We start from the raw sequence: 17,103 nt of genomic DNA, 5'->3' as shown, positions 1-17,103 counted from the left end.
GCCCGTCCCCGGGAGGGGACGGGCGCCGTTCCGCGTTCTCAGAGCTTGACGGGGTAGACCGTCTCCGGGACGTCGACGACGATCCGCTCCTCGACGAAGATCCCGTGCCACACCATGAAGACCAGCACCGACCACAGCTGACGGGCGATGCGCTTGCTCGGCACCTCCTCGGTGCGCAGCCGGTCGAGCAGGCCAAGGACGACGTCGCGGTCCAGCCACTCCTGCGTCTGGCTCTCGGTGACGATCCCGCGGGCCCAGTCGTGCAGCGGGCCGGCGAGGAACTCCGCCGTCGGCACGGGGAAGCCGAGCTTGCGCCGGTTCATGATCCGCGGCGGCACGATCTGGCGCATCGCCTGGCGCAGCGCGTACTTGGTCGCGTCGCCGCGGCGCGGCACCCGCTGCCCGACCGGGAGCGAGCTCGCGATGGCGAACACCTCGGGGTCGAGGAACGGCACCCGCAGCTCGAGCGAGTTGGCCATGGTCATCTTGTCGGCCTTGACCAGGATGTCGCCGCGCAGCCAGGTGAACAGGTCGACGTACTGCATCGCCGTCACGTCGTCGTAGCCGGCCTCGCGGGTGCGCCGGTACAGGTCCTCGGTGACCGCGACGTGCGAGAGGTCGGGGTCGCGGCCGGGCAGCAGCGCGGCCAGCTCGTCGTCGCGCAGGTTGCGGGCGTTGCCGTAGTACCGCTGCTCGAGCGGGATCGACGCCCGGCGCAGCAGGTCCTGCCCGCGGACGCCCTCGGGCAGCACGTCGGCGATCCGGGCCATCGCCCGGCGGGCGGCCGGCGGCAGCTTCGACGCCCACGCGAGGCTGATCGGCTCGCGGTAGATGGTGTAGCCGCCGAACAGCTCGTCGGCGCCCTCGCCGGACAGCACGACCTTGACGTGCTTGCGCGCCTCGCGGGCCACGAAGTACAGCGGCACCAGCGCGGGGTCGGCGACCGGGTCGTCGAGGTACCAGACCACCTCGGGGATGGCCGCGGCGAACTGCTCGGCGGTGACCTCCACCGGCACGTGCTTGACGCCGAGGATCGACGCCGACTCGGCGGCGATCTCGATCTCCGACTGCGCCTGCCGCTGGAAGCCGACCGTGAACGTCAGCAGGTCCGGGTTGTACCGGTGCGCGAGCGCGGCGATCGCGGTGGAGTCGATGCCGCTGGAGAGGAACGAGCCGACGGTGACGTCGGCGCGCATGTGCTTGGCCACCGACTCGTCGAGCACCTCGGCGATGCGGTCGTAGAGCTCCTGCTCCCGGCCGGCGGGCACCGGCTGCGGCGTCCAGGCGGGGTGGAAGTAGCGCGCGGTGGACAGCTCGCCGTCGACGACGGTGAAGGTCGTGCCGCTCTCGATCCGGCGGATGCCGCGGTGCAGCGTCGCCGGCTCCGGCACGTACTGCAGCGTCAGGTAGTGCTGCAGCGACGCCGGGTCGACGCCGCCCGCGGCCGCGCTGCCGCCGAGCAGCTGCAGGAGCGCCTTCTTCTCCGAGCTGAAGACCAGCCCGCCGTCGGCCAGGCGCGCGGTGAACAGCGGCTTGATGCCGAACGGGTCGCGGGCGCCGAAGGCGGTGCGGGTCTCGGTGTCCCAGATGACGAAGGAGAACATCCCGCGCAGCCGCCGGACGACGTCCTGGCCCCACAGGTGGTAGCCCGCGACGATCGTCTCGGTGTCGCCGTGCGTGGCCAGCTGCGCGCCCGCGGCCTGCAGCTCCTCGCGCAGCTCGACGTAGTTGTAGATCTCCCCGTTGAACAGGATCCGGTAGCGGTCACCGGCGTAGGGGAGGGGCTGGGGGCTGCCCTCGACGTCGATGATCGACAGCCGGTTGAAGCCGAGGACGACGTTGCCGTCGGACCACACGGCGGTGTCGTCCGGCCCGCGGTGGTGCAGGCAGTGCAGCGCCGCGCGGACGTCGTCGACGTGGGCCTCGGAGACCCGGGGCGCGTCGGTGGACAGGTAGGCCAGCAGGCCGCACATGCGGGGTTCTCCGGGGAGTGAGGAGGACGGTCAGAGGGGTCGGCCGGCGCGGACGCGGGTGGTCACCCGGCGCTCCGCGACGAACGACACGAGGGGGACGACGCCGGCCAGCAGCACCAGCAGGGTGCCCTTGGCGGTGAACCGCGCCTTGAGGGCCAGGTCGAACGCCGTCGCGAGGTAGACGATGTAGAGCAGCCCGTGGACGGGTGAGACGACCGCGGACACCTCGGGGATCCCGGCCGCGTAGCGCAGCGGGATGGCGACGGCGACGAGCACCAGGAGCATCACGCCGACGGCGTAGGCCATGACGCGGTAGCGGGTGAGCGCGCCGGCCACCTGGGGGGTCAGCGTCGCCTGCTGCGGCTCAGCGGCCACCCGGACCCCGCTGACCGAGCGCCCGCTCGTTGAGCTCGGCGAGGTAGGCGTTGTAGGCGGCCAGCTCCGGGTCCCCGCTGGTGTCCACCCGCGGCCGCTGGTACAGGACGACGGCGGTGGTCGGCTCGTCCTCGTCGGGGTGGCGGTTGAGCTCGACGCGGACCATCCGGACGTAGAACCACAGGCCCATGAACCCGTACAGCGGCCACTGCAGCGCGTAGCTCCAGTTGACCGCTCCACCGCCGGCTTCGGCCTTGGTCAGCTGCCAGTAGCCGAGGAAGAAGGTGGCGACGAACAGGGCGGCCACCAGCAGGTGCAGCAGCACCCAGCGGGGGGTCAGCAGCCGCGTCCACACGCCCTCGACTCTAACCGCCTCCGTCGCGGTCGAGGCGGCACGGTGAGCAGGCCCACGAGCGGCCCGGTCACCGGCGTCCCGGTGGTCCCGGCCGACCCGCCGGTACCGGGTCTCCGGTGGTCGGCCGCCGTGCGGGGTCGGCTAGTCTCGGCCCAGACTGAGGTCGGCGCACGGACCAGGGCGGGCACCCCGCCCGCGGCCGCGCCGGGAGAGCCGCCCGGGAACCGCCGGGCGGAGGACGAGGAGGCAGCGGGCAGTGGCTCGACGCAGCAGGCTCGCGCGGGTCGCCGCGCTCGGTCTCCTGGGGGTGCTCACCCTCACCGGGTGCGACCTCAACAACGAGTTCTGGCGCTTCGGGTTCCCCGAGGGCGTGACCGAGGAAGCGACGGAGATCCGTCAGCTGTGGACCGGCTCGGTCATCGCGGCGCTGATCGTCGGCTTCATCGTGTGGGGTCTGATCATCTGGTCGGTGGTCATGCACCGGAAGAAGGGCGACGACCTGCCGCGGCAGACGGCGTACAACCTGCCGCTGGAGATCGCGTACTCGATCTTCCCGTTCATCATCATCGCCGCCCTGTTCTTCTTCACCGTCTCGGTGCAGAACGACGTGCAGGAGCGCAGCGACGACCCCGACACGACGATCGCGGTCAACGCCTTCAAGTGGAACTGGCAGTTCGTCTACCCGGAGACCACCGGTCCCGACGGCGAGCCGGTGAACACCGTCGGCGCGACCGACGAGATCCCGATCCTCGTGCTGCCGGTCGACCAGGACATCCGCTTCGAGGTCGCCTCCGCCGACGTCATCCACTCGTTCTGGGTGCCGGAGTTCCTCTTCAAGCTCGACGTCATCCCGGGCAACGAGAACGGCCGGGACAACGTCTTCGAGCTGCACCCGAACGAGGAGGGCGCCTACGTCGGGCGCTGCGCGGAGCTCTGCGGCTCGTACCACGCGTACATGAACTTCGAGGTCCGCGTGGTCAGCGCCGAGGACTACGAGGCCTACCTGGCCGCCCGTGAGTCGGGCCAGGACACCCGCGAGGCGCTCGAGAGCATCGGCCAGGACGGCGAGGCCATCACGACCGAGCCGTTCCGCGTGGGCGACGGCTACTACCAGCGTGCGGCCGACTGACGTGTCCACCGGCACCGAGGACCACCGCACCGACGCTGCGCAGGGAGGACGGCCGTGAAGGTCGAGGCGCTCATCTTCAACCTCATCGCGGTCTTCTGCATCGTCGCGGCGGCCGTGTACGGCTTCTGGGCGCAGGAGCCGATCGGCACGACGGCGCTGATCCTGTCCGGGGGGCTCACCGGCCTCATCGGCGGGTTCTTCTGGTTCATCTCCCGCCGCATCGACGCCCGGCCCGAGGACCGCAAGGACGCCGAGATCGCCGAGGGCGCCGGTGAGCTGGGCTTCTTCCCGCCGGCCAGCTACTGGCCCTTCGGCCTGGCTCTCTCCGCGGCCGTCACGGGCCTCGGTCTGGCCTTCTGGTACGACTGGCTGATCATCCTCGGCGTCGTGAGCCTGCTCGTGACCATCGCCGGCCTGCTGTTCGAGTTCTACGTCGGGCAGAACGCGCAGTCCAGCTGACGTCCCGTCGCTGACGAGGGCCCCCTCCCGCACCGCGGGAGGGGGCCCTCGTGCATCTGCAGGCCGGACGGGAGCTGCGCTCCGGTGCGGGGGAGAGCGCCGGCCTCCCCGCGCTGCTCGTCACGAGGGAGTCCGGGCAGGTGCTGAGCCGCTCCTGGGACGCCGAGAGAGCGGTGCCGAGGCCATCGATGACGGAGGGGCGCCCACGGGCCCACCGAGACCCGCTGACGAGCGGCGGGGGGGTACGCCGCCACGGCGCCCGGGCCCGGAGCACGGTCGCCGTCGTGGCGGGGCGTCCGACGACCCCGTGGGGGCTGCGACGGTTGCGGTGGCCGCGGCGGTCGCTCCCCGGGACGGGGGAGTGCGCCCTGGCGACCCGTCCTCCGACGGCGGGCGGGGGTCGGGCGCTGCGCCGCTGGTCCCCGCACGCCCGTGGGTGCCGTGGCGGGCCGACCGTCCTCGGCCGGCGTCGCCTCCGGCCGGGAGACGGGATGCGGTGCCGTCGAGGTGTGCAGGCTGTGCGCGGCCCGCACACCCCACGCCGCGCGGTCTCCGGCGCTACGGCCCGGGGCTCAGCCCGTCCGGCCGACTGGGGCGCTCGTCCCGGAGATGCAGCAGGGCCCCGGTGGAGTGCTCCACCGGGGCCCTGCGTGCTCAGTGCGTCGCGTCAGTCGCGCGGCTCCTGTGGGCGTCCGCCCTCGGAGGGACGGCCACCCTCGGAGGGACGACCCCCCTCGGCGGGACGGCCACCCTCGGCCGGGCGCCCACCGTCGGCCGGACGGCCGCTGGTGGTGAGCTCGCGGCCCGGCTCGGCCGCGGACAGGCCCCGCTCCTCGGCGCGCTGCTCGATCTCCACCGCCGACGGCTCCTCGATCGGCGAGAAGAACCCGCGGATGGCGCGACGGGCGCCACCGACCTGGTTCATCTTCTTGGGCACCGGAGCGCCGCCGTAGGCCAGCTCGCTGTGGCCGTGCGCGTCCACCGGGCCGAGAGGCTGGTGGACCTCGATGAACTCACCGTGCGGCAGCCGGCGGATGACACCGGTCTCGATGCCGTGCTCGAGGACCTCACGGTCGTGCTGCTGCAGACCGAGGCAGATCCGGTAGGTGAGCACGTACGCGATCGGCGGCAGGACGATCAGGCCGATGCGGCCCATCCAGGTCATCGCGTTCAGGCTGATGTCGAACTTGTCGGCGATGACGTCGTTCGCACCCGACAGCAGCAGCACCACGTAGAAGGTGAGCGCCATCAGGCCGAGCGAGGTGCGCACGGGGACGTCCCGCGGGCGCTGGAGCAGGTGGTGCGAGGCGGTGTCGCCGGTCAGCTTCCGCTCCAGCACCGGGTAGGCGAGCAGGAGCGTGAAGATGATGCCGGGGAGCACGACCGTCGGCCAGAACAGCGCCGGGATGTTGTAGTTGCCCGGCAGGTAGATGTCCCAGGCCGGGAACAGACGGGTCGAGCCGTCGAGGAACATGACGTACCAGTCGGGCTGCGACGCCGAGGACACCTGCGCCGGGTTGTACGGGCCCCACAGCCACACCGGGTTGATCTGCACGAGGCCACCGAGGGCCGCGCAGACACCGAAGACCACCAGCAGCAGACCGGTCGCCTTGCCGGCGAAGGTCGGGAAGAGCCGGTTGCCGACCACGTTGTGCTCGGTGCGGCCCGGGCCGGGGAACTGGGTGTGCTTCTGCTTGACCAGGATCAGCAGGTGCAGCGCGATCAGCGCCAGGATGATCGCCGGGATGAGCAGCACGTGGGCGATGTAGAGCCGCCCGACGATCAGGTCCCCGACGTAGTCACCGCCGAAGACCGCCCAGTGCACCCAGGTGCCCACGACCGGGATCGACAGGATGATCGCCGACATGATCCGGAGGCCGGTGCCCGAGAGCAGGTCGTCCGGCATCGAGTAGCCGGCGAAGCCCTCGAAGATGCCGAGGATCAGCAGCGCGACACCGATGAGCCAGTTGGTCTCGCGCGGCCGGCGGAACGCGCCGGTGAAGAAGATCCGCAGCATGTGGCAGACGATCGCGGCCATGAACAGCAGCGCGGCCCAGTGGTGCATCTGCCGCATGAGCAGGCCGCCGCGGACGTCGAACGAGATGTCCAGCGTCGAGGCGTACGCGATCGACATGTCGACGCCGCGCAGGGGCGCGTACGAGCCGTCGTAGGTGACCTCGGTCATCGAGGCCTGGAAGAAGAACGTCAGGTACGTGCCGGTGAGCAGCAGGATGATGAACGAGTAGAGCGCGATCTCCCCGAGCAGGAACGACCAGTGGTCGGGGAAGACCTTGTTCAGCGTCCGGCGGAGCGGACCGGCGACGATGAGCCGGTCGTCGACCTCGAGAGCGGCCTTGCCGAGGCGCGTGGTGGGCGCCCCCGGCGCGGTGGCGGTGCGAGCCATCAGATGCGCTCCCGGTTCCAGTAAGTGGGACCCACGGCCTCAATGTAGTCGCTGCGCGCGACGAAGAAGCCCTCGTCGTCGACCGTGATGGGCAGCTGCGGCAGCGAGCGGGTGGCGGGCCCGAAGACCGGCTTGGCGCCCTGTGTGACGTCGAACTGCGACTGGTGGCACGGGCAGAGGATCCGGCTGGTCTCCTGCTCGTACAGCGACACCGGGCAGCCGGCGTGCGTGCAGATCTTGGAGAAGGCGACGTAGTCGCCGTAGCCGAAGCCCTCCTGGCCCTCGCGCGGGACCGCCTCGGCCTGCTGCGCGGGGCGCAGCCGGATCAGCATCGTGGCGGCGTCGGACAGCCGGTTGCCGCCGGGGACGGCCGGGAAGACGGTCTCCAGCGAGCCGGGCACCTGGTCGCCGGGGCGGATCGGGGTGCCGTCGTCGCGGACGAGGCGGACGCCCTCGGCCCACTCGGTGGTACCCAGCGGATTGCCGCGGTTCGGGTTCTTGATCAGGCCGCCGAGCGGGGCGATCAGCATCAGGCCCAGGCCGCCGCCCATGAACAGCAGGCTGCGGGTGAGGAGCTTGCGCCGCTTCAGGCCGCTGTTGTGCAGGCCGCCGACGAGCGTGGCGCCGGTGGTGACGCGGTCGAAGTGCGAGCCGTCGTGCTTGTCCTGCACCGCCGTCTCGTGCGGCAGCAGCTTCTTCGTGTAGAGCACCAGGCCCACGCCGAAGAAGGTGAACGCGAGGCCCATGAGCGCGCCGAGCAGCGGGGTGTAGAGCGTGCTGAAGGTGCCGCTGCCCAGCTCCCACTGCCAGTCGGGCAGGAACCAGCCGGCGCCGGCGTAGACGACGACGAAGGCGAACGCGGACAGCCCGGCCAGGCCGAACGTCAGGCCCACCTGGCGGACGGCGCGCCGCTCCAGCGCCGACCCGGGCTCGGGGCCCGGCTCGACGTGGAGCACCTCCACGCCGTCGTACCGGGCGCCGAGGCGGTCGAGCTCCTCGCGGGGGAGGGCCGCGAGCTGCTCGGGGGTGTAGTCGTCGTCCGGGCCGCCGTGCAGCGGGCCCGGGGTGTCCGCCCCGCCGGTCGAGCCGGGGCGGGTGTCGTGCGTGGTCACGCCTTGCTCCCCATCCAGAAGATCCCGAACATCAGCGCGGAGATCGCGACGGTCCAGATGACCAGGCCCTCGCTGACCGGGCCGATGCGGCCGATGCCCGCGCCGCCCGGGTCGGGCATGTCGGTGATCGTCTGGACGTAGTTGATGATCGCCCGCTTCTCCTCCGGGGTGATCTGGTTGTCCCCGAAGACCGGCATGTTCTCGGGGCCGGAGAGCATGGCGGTGTAGATCTCGAGGTCGTTGGCGTCCTCGAGGCTGGGCGCGTACTTGCCCGAGGAGAGCGCGCCACCCTCGCCGACGAAGTTGTGGCACTGCGCGCAGTTGAGCCGGAACAGCTCACCGCCGGCGGCCAGGTCGCCGTCGCGCAGGTCGCCCGAGGGGAGGGTCGGGCCGCCGCCGTTGGCCTGGACGTAGGCCATCAGCTGGTCGATCTCCTCGTCGGAGAAGATGGCCGGCTTGTCGGGGGCCTGGGCGCTCTGGCGGACCAGCGGCATGCGGCCGGTGTGCACCTGGAAGTACACGGAGGCCTCGCCGACGCCGATGAGCGAGGGGCCGCGGTTGGGCACGCCCTCGAGGTTCTCGCCGTGGCAGCTGATGCAGCTGCGCTCGTACAGCTCGCGGCCGGCGGCCTCGGCGCTGGACTCGCTGCCCTCGTCGGCGGCCTGGGCGCCCGGGGCGAGGGTCGAGTAGAGCGCGCCGGTCAGGACCAGCCCGGCCATCAGGGCGGCGACGTTGCCGACGCGGCGGCGCTGCTTCGAGCGGCGGCGGGCGCGGGCGGCGGCAGCCGGGGTCCCCTCGGCCGGGCGGCGGCGCGACCAGCGCGACCGCCGCGGCTCCTCGTCGGGCAGGGTGTCGGACTGCGGGTTCGTGGTGGACACCGGTTCCCTAGCGGATCAGGTAGATCGTGGCGAAGAGCCCGACCCACACGACGTCGACGAAGTGCCAGTAGTAGGAGACCACGATCGCCGAGGTCGCCTGCGCCGGCGTGAAGCGGCCCATGGTGGACCGGATGAGCACGTAGACGAAGGCCACGAGGCCGCCGATGACGTGCAGGGCGTGGAAGCCGGTCGTCAGGTAGAAGACCGAGCCGTAGGTGCTGCTCGAGATGGTGGTCGCGTGGTCGGTGACGAGCACCCGGTACTCGTTCGCCTGGCCCAGCACGAAGACCAGCCCCATGACGAAGGTGATCGTGAACCACCGGCGCAGGCCGTAGACGTTGCCGCTCTCGGCCGCGAACACGCCGATCTGGCAGGTGACCGAGGAGGCCACCAGGATCAGCGTGAAGACCAGCGCGTACGGCAGGTTCAGTTCGGTGGGTTCCGGGGGCCAGCCCTCGGTCGAGCGCGCCCGCGCGGTGAAGTACATGGCGAACAGCCCGGCGAAGAACATCAGCTCGCTGGAGAGCCAGATGATCGTGCCGACGCTGACCATGTTCGGTCGGGTCAGGGAGTGCACCCGCGAGGTGTCGAAGGTGCTGCTCGCCACGGGGGCCGTTGTCACGTCGCCCATCATGGCATCGGCCGCCGACGTGCACAGACCGTGGGTGGCACGGCGTGGCCGCGCCGTGACCCGCCCGAGACCGTCCCCCGGACGGGGGTCGCGCCCACCCGGACGGGAGCCGCGCGGGCACTAGGCTGCCGGGCGTGAGCGACGCGCCGGCCACCGTCCTGGTCTACAGCTCCCGGCCCGAGGTCCGCGAGGCCGTCCGCACCGCCGTCGGCCGCCGGCCGGCGCCCGACGTCGGGCCGCTGACCTGGATCGAGTGCGCCACCGGCGAGGACGTCGTCGACACCGTCGACGGCGGCGGCGTGGACCTGTGCATCCTCGACGGCGAGGCGCAGCCGACCGGCGGCCTGGCGCTGTCCCGGCAGTTGACCGTCGAGGTCGCCGACCGGCCGGCCCTGTGCGTGCTGATCGCCCGGCAGCCCGACCGCTGGCTGGCCCACTGGTCGCAGGCCGACGCCACCCTCGCGTTCCCGGTCGACCCGCTGGCCGCCCCCGAGGTCGTCGCCGGCCTGCTGCGCGCGCACGCGGGCCGCCGTCCCGTCTCGCGGTGAGCGCGGGCACCACCGCCGGGCCGACGTGGCCCGGCCTGCTGACGCGCCTGCTGAGCCGCCAGGACCTCACCGCCGCGGACACGGCGTGGGCGATGCGCGAGGTGATGTCCGGCGAGGCGACGCCGGCGCAGGTGGCCGGGTTCGCCGTCGCCCTGCGCGCCAAGGGCGAGGCGCCGGAGGAGGTCGCGGGCCTCGCGGCCACGATGCTCGAGCGCGCGACGCCGGTCGAGGTGCCGGTGCCCACCGTCGACATCGTCGGCACCGGCGGCGACGGCGCGCACACGGTGAACATCTCGACGATGGCCGCCGTCGTGACCGCGGCCGCGGGGGTGCCGGTGGCCAAGCACGGCAACCGCGCCGCGTCGTCGTCCTCGGGCGCCGCCGACGTGCTCGAGGCGCTCGGCGTCGTCATCGACCTGCCGGCCCCGGCCGTCGCCCGGTGCGTGCAGGAGGCCGGCATCGGGTTCTTCTTCGCGCCGGTGTTCCACCCGAGCTTCCGGCACACCGCGGCCCCGCGGCGGGAGCTGGGCATCGGGACCGTCTTCAACTTCCTCGGGCCGCTGACCAACCCGGCGCGGCCGGTGGCCGCCGCGATCGGTTGCGCCGACCCGCGGATGGCGCCGGTCCTGGCCGAGGTGGTCGCCGGCCGCGGCGCCCGCGCCCTGGTCTTCCGCGGCGACGACGGGCTGGACGAGCTGACCACCGCGACGACGTCGAGCGTGTGGGTGGCCCGCGACGGCGCGGTGACGCCCGGGCGCGTGGACCCGGCCGCACTCGGCATCGCCCCGGCGGGGCCGGACGCGCTGCGCGGCGGGGACCCGGCGCACAACGCGGCGGTCTTCCGGCGGGTCCTCGACGGCGAGCCGGGGGCGGTGCGCGACGCCGTCCTGCTCAACGCCGCCGCCGCGCTGGCCGCCTTCGACGAGCGCGGCGGGGAGCTCGGGGACCTGCTCGGCGCCGGGATCGAACGGGCCGCCGCCGCGGTCGACGACGGCCGGGCTGCCGCGCTGCTGGACCGGTGGGTGGCCGTCAGCCGCGAGGCCGCCGGCCGCTGAGGCCGGTCACTCGCCCTCGAGTCACTCGCCCTCGAGCCCCAGGGAGAACGCCGCCTCCAGGTCGTGCCGCGAGTAGGCGCGGAAGGCGATGTGCGTCTCGGTCTCCAGCACGCCGGGCACCTTGTTGATCCGCCCGGCGATCACCTCGGCCACCTGGTCGAACTCGCGGACCCGCACGATCGCGATCAGGTCGACCTCCCCGGCGGTCGAGTAGACCTCGCTCACGCCGTCGAGGTCGGCGATCGCGGCCGCCACCTCGGGGATCGCGTCGGTGGCCGCGTCGACCATCACGATGGCGGTGATCACGCCGGCGATGCTAGTTGAAGGACCCTCCGGCCCCCCACGCCTCGCTCCGCTCGGCGCGGGCCCCTGCAGGAGGGCCGTTCCAGTGCGTCACGGCGCCGCCGGGTACCGGTCCCGCGGCGGCCGGTCCCTCGCTCGAGACCCGCTCGGGGCGGGCGCGGGTGCCCAGCTGCCGGCCGTCGTGGAAGGGGTCGCGCAGCGCCCGGCCGGCCTCCACCCGGGCGAGGAAGCCGCTGAGCCCGCCGGTGCCCGGGGCGACGCAGGCGAGCGTGCCGGTCACCTCGACCAGCCGGGTGCCGGGCTTCTCCATCCACCGCATCACCAGCTCGGTCTCGTCGACCGTGGCGGCCAGCCCGCCGTCGTCGGGGGTGGTCTCGGCGGTGGCGCGCAGGACGGCGAGGGCGTCGCGGACCGACGTCCCGCGCGGGGCGCACCCGGCGGCGACCAGGCGGCCCCGCCGGACGACCGACAGCGCCCACCCGCCGGCGCCGTCGGGCCGGGCGATGACCAGCTCCGGGACGGCGGCCAGCGACTCCAGCCGCTGCCGTCGGCGCACCGCGCGCACGAGGACCGCGACCCGGTCGCGGAGCACCCCGGCGTCCTCGAACCGCTGGGCGGCCGAGAGGTGGTCGACCCGGTCCAGCAGCGGCGCGACCAGGGCGCTCGGGTCGCCGGCCACCGCGGCGCGCAGCACCGCGGCGATCGCGGCGTACTCCTCGACCGACTGGTGGCCCGCGCACGGGCCGCCGCAGCGGCCCATGCCGAACAGGGCGCAGGTGCTCGTGGGCACCCGCGGGGACAGCCGGGTGGTGCACTGCCGCAGCGGCAGCGCCTCGTGGATGGCGGCGGTGGCCATCTCCGCGGCCCGCCGGTCGGCGAACGGGCCGAGGAAGAGCCCCGCGTCGGGCCGCACCCGCCGCACGGTCGACAGCCGGGGGAAGGGCTCCTCGGTCAGCCGCAGCCACAGCGCGCGCTCGGGGAAGCGGGAGCGGCGGTTGTAGCGCGGCTTGTGCTCGGCGATCAGCCGCAGCTCCCGGACGGCGGCCTCGAGGTCGTGCGCGCACGGGATGGCCTCGACGCGCCGGGCCAGCGCGACCATCTCGGTCATCCGGCTGCGCTGCTCGCCGGAGGAGAAGTAGCTGCGGACGCGGGTGCGCAGGTCGTTCGACGTCCCGACGTAGAGCGGCTCCTCGCGCGGGCCGCGGAAGACGTAGACGCCCGGGCCGGGCGGGACGCCGTCGGCCAGGTGGCGCTTCTTCCGGCGTTCCGGGTCGACCTGGCGGGTGAGCCCGTGCAGCTCCTCGAGCGACGTCACCCCGAGCGGGCCGAGTCGTTCGAACAGGCCGTGGAGGACGTCGACGGTCGCGCGGGCGTCGTCGAGGGCCCGGTGGCAGGGCGAGGTGGAGGCGGAGAAGTACGGCGCCAGGGTGGCCAGCTTGCAGTTGGGCACCTCGTCGCGGGAGAGCAGCCGCCGGGCGAGGACCGCGGTGTCGACCGAGGCGGCCGCGGGCCACGGCGTCCCGGTCTGCTCGCAGGCCGCCCGCAGGAACCCGAGGTCGAAGGGGGCGTTGTGCGCCACGAGGACGGCGCCGCGGGCGAACTCCAGGAAGGCCGGCAGCACGGCGTCGATCCGCGGGGCGGTGGCGACCATCGCCGTGGTGATGCCGGTGAGCACGCTGATGTAGGGCGGCACCTCGCAGCCGGGGTCGACCAGCGTCTGGAACTCCCCGAGCACCTCGCCGCCGCGCACCTTGACCGCCCCGATCTCGGTGATCGCGCTGTCCTTCGGCGACCCGCCGGTGGTCTCCAGGTCGACGACGACGAAGGTGACGCCGGCCAGCGGCGTGCCGAGGTCCTCGATGCTCGCCTGGACGTAGGGGGTGCGGGGGAGCGGCCGCTCGCCGAGGGCGGGTGCCTGCTCGTGGCGCGGCACCGAGGAGCCCGTGCCGCTGGCGGGGAAGAGCACGGCGGGACGGTAGGCCGGAGGTCCGACAGTCCCGGGGACGCGCGCCCGGGGGAGCCCTCGCCCGACCGGGGGACCGGCGGTGCGTGTCCCGCTTGCGGCGGCGGCTCCGGGGAGATGACGATCCCCCGGCGGACCGGCGGGGTCCGGAACGGCAGAGGTGGTCCGATGCACGCGCGTTCCCTGGGGCGCACCCGGCGGGGCGTGGTGTCCGTGCTGGTCACGGCGGTGGCCGCCGTCCTGCTCGCGGCCCCGGCGGCCGCGGAGCCCAGCGACCAGCCCGGCGGGACCAGCGGGGTCCTCGACAGCGAGGCGCTGGACCGGCTGCAGCAGCGCGCCGCCGAGGTCCAGGCCGACCTGCAGCAGCGGCAGACCGAGGTGGCCGCCGCGCGGGAGCAGTTGGCCGACGCGCAGGCCGACGTCGACGCCGCGCGCGCCACGGTCGACGCCGCCGAGGGCGAGCTGGCGCAGTACCAGGCGGTGGTGGCGCGGTACGCGTCGGCGGTCTACCGGGACGGCGGCGCGCTGACCCCGCTCACCGTGCTGCTCACCGGCGGCGACCCGGCCGACGTCGTCGCGGCGCTGGGCTACCTGGAGGCCGTCGACGCGCACACCGCCGAGGTGGTCCGCACCGCCGAGCAGCAGCGGCAGGCCGCGGTCGCCCAGCAGACCTCCGCCGACGCCGTCCTCGCCGAGGCGCGGCAGCGGGCCGACCGGCTGGCCGCGGAGGTGGCCGACCTGGAGGCCTCCGCCGACGCGGTGACCGCGGAGCTCGACGTCGCGCTCGGCGACGTCGACCGGCAGCTGTCGGACCTGCAGCGCCAGCAGGTCGACGTCAACACCCAGACGGCGGCCAACTGGCGGGCCTACCTCGACCAGCTGCGCGAGGCCGGGGTGGCCGCACCCCCGGCGGCGGAGCTGCTCGACCCCGTGCGGGGCCTGCCCGCGGGGCTCACCCCGGTCGGGGCGGCCGCCGGCGGCGCCCAGCGGGGCGCCGCGCAGCTGCCGCGCCGGCCGGTGTCCGTGCTCGTGCTGCCCGCGGAGACGCTGGCCGCGGTCACCGCGGCCATGGACGCCCTCGGCAGGCCGTACGCGCCGGGGACGGCCGGCCCGGACTCCTGGGACTGCGGCTCGCTGGTCTCCACCGTCTACCGCGACGCCGGCATCGACCTGCCCGGTGACCAGGCCGGGCTGTTCGCGGTCACCACGCCCGTCGACCCGGCCGACGTCCTGCCCGGCGACCTGGTCTTCCTCGGCACCCCCGAGTCGGGCCTGGGCCACGTCGGCATCGCGCTGGACGCGCAGACCATGCTCGCCGCCGACGCGCGGGCCGGCGCCGTCGTCGTCCGCCGGCTGCCCGCCGACCAGGTCCTCCACGTCGGGCGGCCGAGCCTCGGCCCGCGGCCGGAGGTGCCCGCTCCCGGCCCGGCCGACGGCGCCCTGCGGGTCGAGTGCGGCAACACCGTCTACCCGCCGAGCTTCGACGGCGCCCGGTCCTGGGGCGGCTACCCCAACGGCCTCATCCCGCCGAGCGCGCTGTGCCCGATCGGCGTGGGCGGCCACTCGCTGCGCTGCGACGCCGCGGCGGCCTGGCGGGCGATGAGCGCGGCGTTCGCGACGGCGTTCGGGCAGCCGATCTGCATCACCGACTCCTACCGCACCTACGCCGGCCAGGTCCGCCTGTACGGGGAGAAGCCGGCGCTGGCCGCGGTCCCGGGCACCAGCAACCACGGCTGGGGGCTGGCGGTCGACCTGTGCGGCGGCATCGACGGCTTCGGCACGCCGCAGTACGCGTGGATGGTCGCCAACGCCGGCCGGTTCGGGTGGCTGCACCCGACCTGGGCCGATCCCGGCAACGGCCGCGAGGAGCCCTGGCACTGGGAGTACGCGGGCGGCTGAGCCGGGACTGTCGGTGGTCGTCCCTAGCGTGCCGGCCGACCGACAGGGAGACCCGTCCCGACCGCGGCCCGGCACCGGGCGGCGCGACCGGGGCACCGGAGGGACACGGCATGCTCATCGACTGCGACTCGTGCACCGCGCGCGGCGCCGGCTGCGCCGACTGCGTCGTCACCGCCCTGCTGGGCGCCCCGCCCGCGGAGCGGGACACCGGCCCCGTGCTGCTGCCGGTGCCCCCCGTCCCGGCGGCCCGCACCGCCGACGGCGCGGTGCCGCGGCCGGGCGTCGTCGTGGACCTCGACGACGTCGAGCGGCGGGCCGTGCGGGCGCTGGCCGAGGGCGGCCTGGTGCCGCCGCTGCGGCACCGGCCGTCACGGGACGGGCGCCGGCGCACGGGCTGACCTGCGCCGGGACCCCGATCGGGTACGCACCGGAGTGGCGCGGCTGCTGACCGTGTGTGTTCTCACAGTCCACGCACCTCTCGTTTGTCACAACTGCATCACGTCCGTACTGTGGCGCCGTCCGGCCGGGTGGTCGTCACTCGACGCAGGGTGACCTCGGCCGACACCGCCGAGTCACCGGACGCCCTCCCCGGAGGTGCGCGAGGTGAGCCGGGGACCCACCGCAGCACTGGGGTGAGTTCTCGTGCGCGCCGGTCCCGACCGGGGCGCAGAGATAGGGCACGTCTTCCCAGCCCGAACCCGTCAGCTAACTCGGTAGGCGGTTGCTGAGGAAGAAACGGAGAGCCGCCGACCGTGGCGACCCCCCGCCCCGTCCTGGGGCACGCACGCGAGAAGTCCACATCCGCCCCCCGCACCGCCGGCCCGCACCGCCCGTCGCGGGCCCGCCACCTCGGCCGGGTCACCCTGGTCGGCACCACCGCCGCGCTGACCCTCACCCTGCTGTCCGGCACCCTGCTGTCCGGCACCGCGGCCGCCGACCCCGAGCGGGCCGGCACCCCGGAGCAGGCCGCCCAGCTCGCCGCCGAGGCCGGCCACCGGCTCGAGGTCGTCACCGAGCGGGTCAACGAGGCCCGCGAGGTCCTCGCCCAGCAGCAGGCCGCCGCCGACGAGGCCGACCGGGCCGCCGCCGAGGCGCAGGAGCAGCTGCAGGACCTCGACGGCCAGATCCGCCAGGTGGCCCGCAGCGCCTACACCGCCGGCAACAGCGACGGCTTCGCCGGGCTCGACCTGCTGATGACCAGCGACTCCGCCGAGGACTTCGTCGCCTCGCTGGCCACCCTCGGTCAGATCGCCGACCACACCACCTCGGTCCTCGACCAGGTGGGCGAGGCGGCCGTCGCCGCCCGGCAGGCGCAGGCCGACGCCGAGGCCGCCGAGGCCGAGGCGCAGCGCACCCTCGACGACCTGAGCGCCCAGGAGGCGCAGCTCCAGGACGACATCGCCGACTACCAGGCGCAGTTCGCCGCGCTCACCGAGGCGCAGCGGCAGGCGGCGCTCGCCGCGCAGGAGGCCGGCCTGGTCGCCGGCGCGCAGGCCGGCTCCGACACCGCCGAGGACGGCGAGAGCGACTCCGGCGGCGACAGCGCTCCCGCCGCGACCGGCACGCAGGCCGCGACCGCCGCCCCGGCTCCGGCCCCGGCGCCGTCCGCGGGCAGTGGTGGCAGCGGTGCCGCGCAGACCGCGGTGCAGACCGCTCTGGCCCAGGTGGGCGACCCCTACGTGTGGGGTGCCGGCGGGCCGGACGCCTTCGACTGCTCGGGCCTGACCCAGTACGCCTACGCGGCGGCCGGGATCAGCCTCCCGCACTCCAGCAGCATGCAGTCGCGGATGGGCACCGCCGTCTCGCGGGCGGACCTGCAGCCGGGCGACCTGATCTTCTACTACAGCCCGGTCAGCCACGTCTCGATGTACATCGGCAACGGCCAGATGGTGCACGCCTCCACGTCGGGGCAGCCGGTGAAGGTCGTGTCGGTCGACTCGATGGGCGGCATCACCGCCATGCGCCGCATCGCCTAAGAGACGGCACCGCACGGGCCGGGGGCCGGTGACCCGTCCGGGT

The 17,103-nt window shown here is 74.2% G+C and carries 16 protein-coding genes and 1 riboswitch; of the genes, 7 read left to right on the top strand and 9 right to left on the bottom strand.

All coding sequences use genetic code 11. The annotated features are described in order from the left end of the window. Positions 1-38: 38 nt before the first annotated feature. The 3 genes from asnB to ACI796_RS21120 are packed head-to-tail and all read right to left on the bottom strand — an operon-like array spanning position 39 to position 2,703. Complete coding sequence (gene asnB, locus ACI796_RS21130; RefSeq protein ID WP_456943181.1) at positions 39-1,973, bottom strand: asparagine synthase (glutamine-hydrolyzing); 1,935 nt, start codon at positions 1,971-1,973, stop codon at positions 39-41. Positions 1,974-2,003: 30 nt separating this feature from the next. Further along, entirely contained in the window at positions 2,004-2,348 is a 345-nt protein-coding gene (locus ACI796_RS21125) for a DUF3817 domain-containing protein (protein WP_456943180.1), read from the bottom strand. Then, complete coding sequence (locus tag ACI796_RS21120) at positions 2,338-2,703, bottom strand: metalloprotease (protein ID WP_456943179.1); 366 nt, start codon at positions 2,701-2,703, stop codon at positions 2,338-2,340. The genes ACI796_RS21125 and ACI796_RS21120 overlap by 11 nt, the downstream gene beginning before the upstream one ends. 256 nt (positions 2,704-2,959) lie before the next feature. On the opposite strand from ACI796_RS21120, the gene ctaC reads away from it, so the two are divergent. Together ctaC and ACI796_RS21110 are read left to right on the top strand one after the other, a co-directional pair. Then, a complete protein-coding gene (ctaC, locus tag ACI796_RS21115) occupies positions 2,960-3,832 on the top strand; it encodes an aa3-type cytochrome oxidase subunit II (protein ID WP_456943178.1) in 873 nt (290 codons plus the stop codon). A 54-nt stretch (positions 3,833-3,886) separates the two neighbouring features. Further along, complete coding sequence (locus tag ACI796_RS21110) at positions 3,887-4,291, top strand: cytochrome c oxidase subunit 4 (RefSeq protein WP_456943177.1); 405 nt, start codon at positions 3,887-3,889, stop codon at positions 4,289-4,291. Between the two features lie 667 nt (positions 4,292-4,958). On the opposite strand, the gene qcrB is transcribed toward ACI796_RS21110, so the two are convergent. From qcrB to ctaE, 4 genes are read right to left on the bottom strand one after another with little or no spacing between them, the layout of a single operon-like run. Further along, complete coding sequence (gene qcrB / locus ACI796_RS21105; RefSeq protein WP_456943176.1) at positions 4,959-6,695, bottom strand: cytochrome bc1 complex cytochrome b subunit; 1,737 nt, start codon at positions 6,693-6,695, stop codon at positions 4,959-4,961. After that, positions 6,695-7,807, bottom strand: coding sequence for a cytochrome bc1 complex Rieske iron-sulfur subunit (gene qcrA, locus ACI796_RS21100; protein WP_456943175.1), 1,113 nt, complete (start codon positions 7,805-7,807; stop codon positions 6,695-6,697). Before qcrA ends, qcrB begins: the two co-directional genes overlap by 1 nt. Beyond that, positions 7,804-8,685, bottom strand: a complete 882-nt coding sequence (gene qcrC, locus ACI796_RS21095; RefSeq protein ID WP_456943174.1) for a cytochrome bc1 complex diheme cytochrome c subunit — start codon at positions 8,683-8,685, stop codon at positions 7,804-7,806. The genes qcrA and qcrC overlap by 4 nt, the downstream gene beginning before the upstream one ends. 7 nt (positions 8,686-8,692) lie before the next feature. Further along, positions 8,693-9,316, bottom strand: a complete 624-nt coding sequence (gene ctaE / locus ACI796_RS21090; RefSeq protein ID WP_456943173.1) for an aa3-type cytochrome oxidase subunit III — start codon at positions 9,314-9,316, stop codon at positions 8,693-8,695. Positions 9,317-9,450: 134 nt separating this feature from the next. On the opposite strand from ctaE, the gene ACI796_RS21085 reads away from it, so the two are divergent. Further along, positions 9,451-9,864, top strand: a complete 414-nt coding sequence (locus ACI796_RS21085; protein ID WP_456926577.1) for a hypothetical protein — start codon at positions 9,451-9,453, stop codon at positions 9,862-9,864. After that, positions 9,861-10,919, top strand: coding sequence for an anthranilate phosphoribosyltransferase (trpD, locus tag ACI796_RS21080; RefSeq protein WP_456943172.1), 1,059 nt, complete (start codon positions 9,861-9,863; stop codon positions 10,917-10,919). The genes ACI796_RS21085 and trpD overlap by 4 nt, the downstream gene beginning before the upstream one ends. A 21-nt stretch (positions 10,920-10,940) precedes the next feature. Here trpD and ACI796_RS21075 read toward each other — a convergent pair whose 3' ends face one another. Continuing rightward, positions 10,941-11,225 carry an Lrp/AsnC family transcriptional regulator gene (locus ACI796_RS21075; protein ID WP_456938673.1) on the bottom strand — a complete coding sequence of 95 codons (285 nt, stop codon included), beginning with the start codon at positions 11,223-11,225 and terminating at the stop codon, positions 10,941-10,943. Positions 11,226-11,235: 10 nt separating this feature from the next. Further along, the gene (locus ACI796_RS21070; RefSeq protein ID WP_456943171.1) at positions 11,236-13,188 is read right to left on the bottom strand and encodes a DEDD exonuclease domain-containing protein; all 1,953 of its coding nucleotides are present in this window, start codon (positions 13,186-13,188) and stop codon (positions 11,236-11,238) included. A gap of 165 nt (positions 13,189-13,353) precedes the next feature. Here ACI796_RS21070 and ACI796_RS21065 point away from each other — a divergent pair, with 165 nt between their 5' ends. The 3 genes from ACI796_RS21065 to ACI796_RS21055 all read left to right on the top strand — a co-directional run bounded on the left by ACI796_RS21065 (position 13,354) and on the right by ACI796_RS21055 (position 17,060). Then, positions 13,354-15,084, top strand: coding sequence for an NlpC/P60 family protein (locus tag ACI796_RS21065; RefSeq protein ID WP_456943170.1), 1,731 nt, complete (start codon positions 13,354-13,356; stop codon positions 15,082-15,084). Positions 15,085-15,194: 110 nt separating this feature from the next. After that, a complete protein-coding gene (locus ACI796_RS21060) occupies positions 15,195-15,482 on the top strand; it encodes a hypothetical protein (protein ID WP_456943169.1) in 288 nt (95 codons plus the stop codon). A gap of 157 nt (positions 15,483-15,639) precedes the next feature. Further along, a riboswitch (cyclic di-AMP (ydaO/yuaA leader) is annotated at positions 15,640-15,820 on the top strand. 16 nt (positions 15,821-15,836) lie between these two features. After that, positions 15,837-17,060: an NlpC/P60 family protein gene (locus ACI796_RS21055; RefSeq protein WP_456943168.1), complete on the top strand. Its 1,224-nt coding sequence runs from the start codon at positions 15,837-15,839 to the stop codon at positions 17,058-17,060. Positions 17,061-17,103 lie beyond the last annotated feature (43 nt).

The sequence above is a fragment of the Geodermatophilus sp. SYSU D00525 genome (assembly GCF_054050475.1).
The sequence above is the reverse complement of the archived record's forward strand: the minus strand, read 5'-3'. Positions and strand labels throughout refer to the sequence as shown.

What these genes read in the sequence shown, in the direction of transcription:
- qcrB (WP_456943176.1), bottom strand. Translation starts at nt 6,695, where the DNA reads ATGGCTCGCACCGCCACCGCGCCGGGGGCGCCCACCACGCGCCTCGGC.
- ctaE (WP_456943173.1), bottom strand. Translation starts at nt 9,316, where the DNA reads ATGGGCGACGTGACAACGGCCCCCGTGGCGAGCAGCACCTTCGACACC.
- asnB (WP_456943181.1), bottom strand. Translation starts at nt 1,973, where the DNA reads ATGTGCGGCCTGCTGGCCTACCTGTCCACCGACGCGCCCCGGGTCTCC.
- ACI796_RS21065 (WP_456943170.1), top strand. Translation starts at nt 13,354, where the DNA reads ATGCACGCGCGTTCCCTGGGGCGCACCCGGCGGGGCGTGGTGTCCGTG.
- ACI796_RS21060 (WP_456943169.1), top strand. Translation starts at nt 15,195, where the DNA reads ATGCTCATCGACTGCGACTCGTGCACCGCGCGCGGCGCCGGCTGCGCC.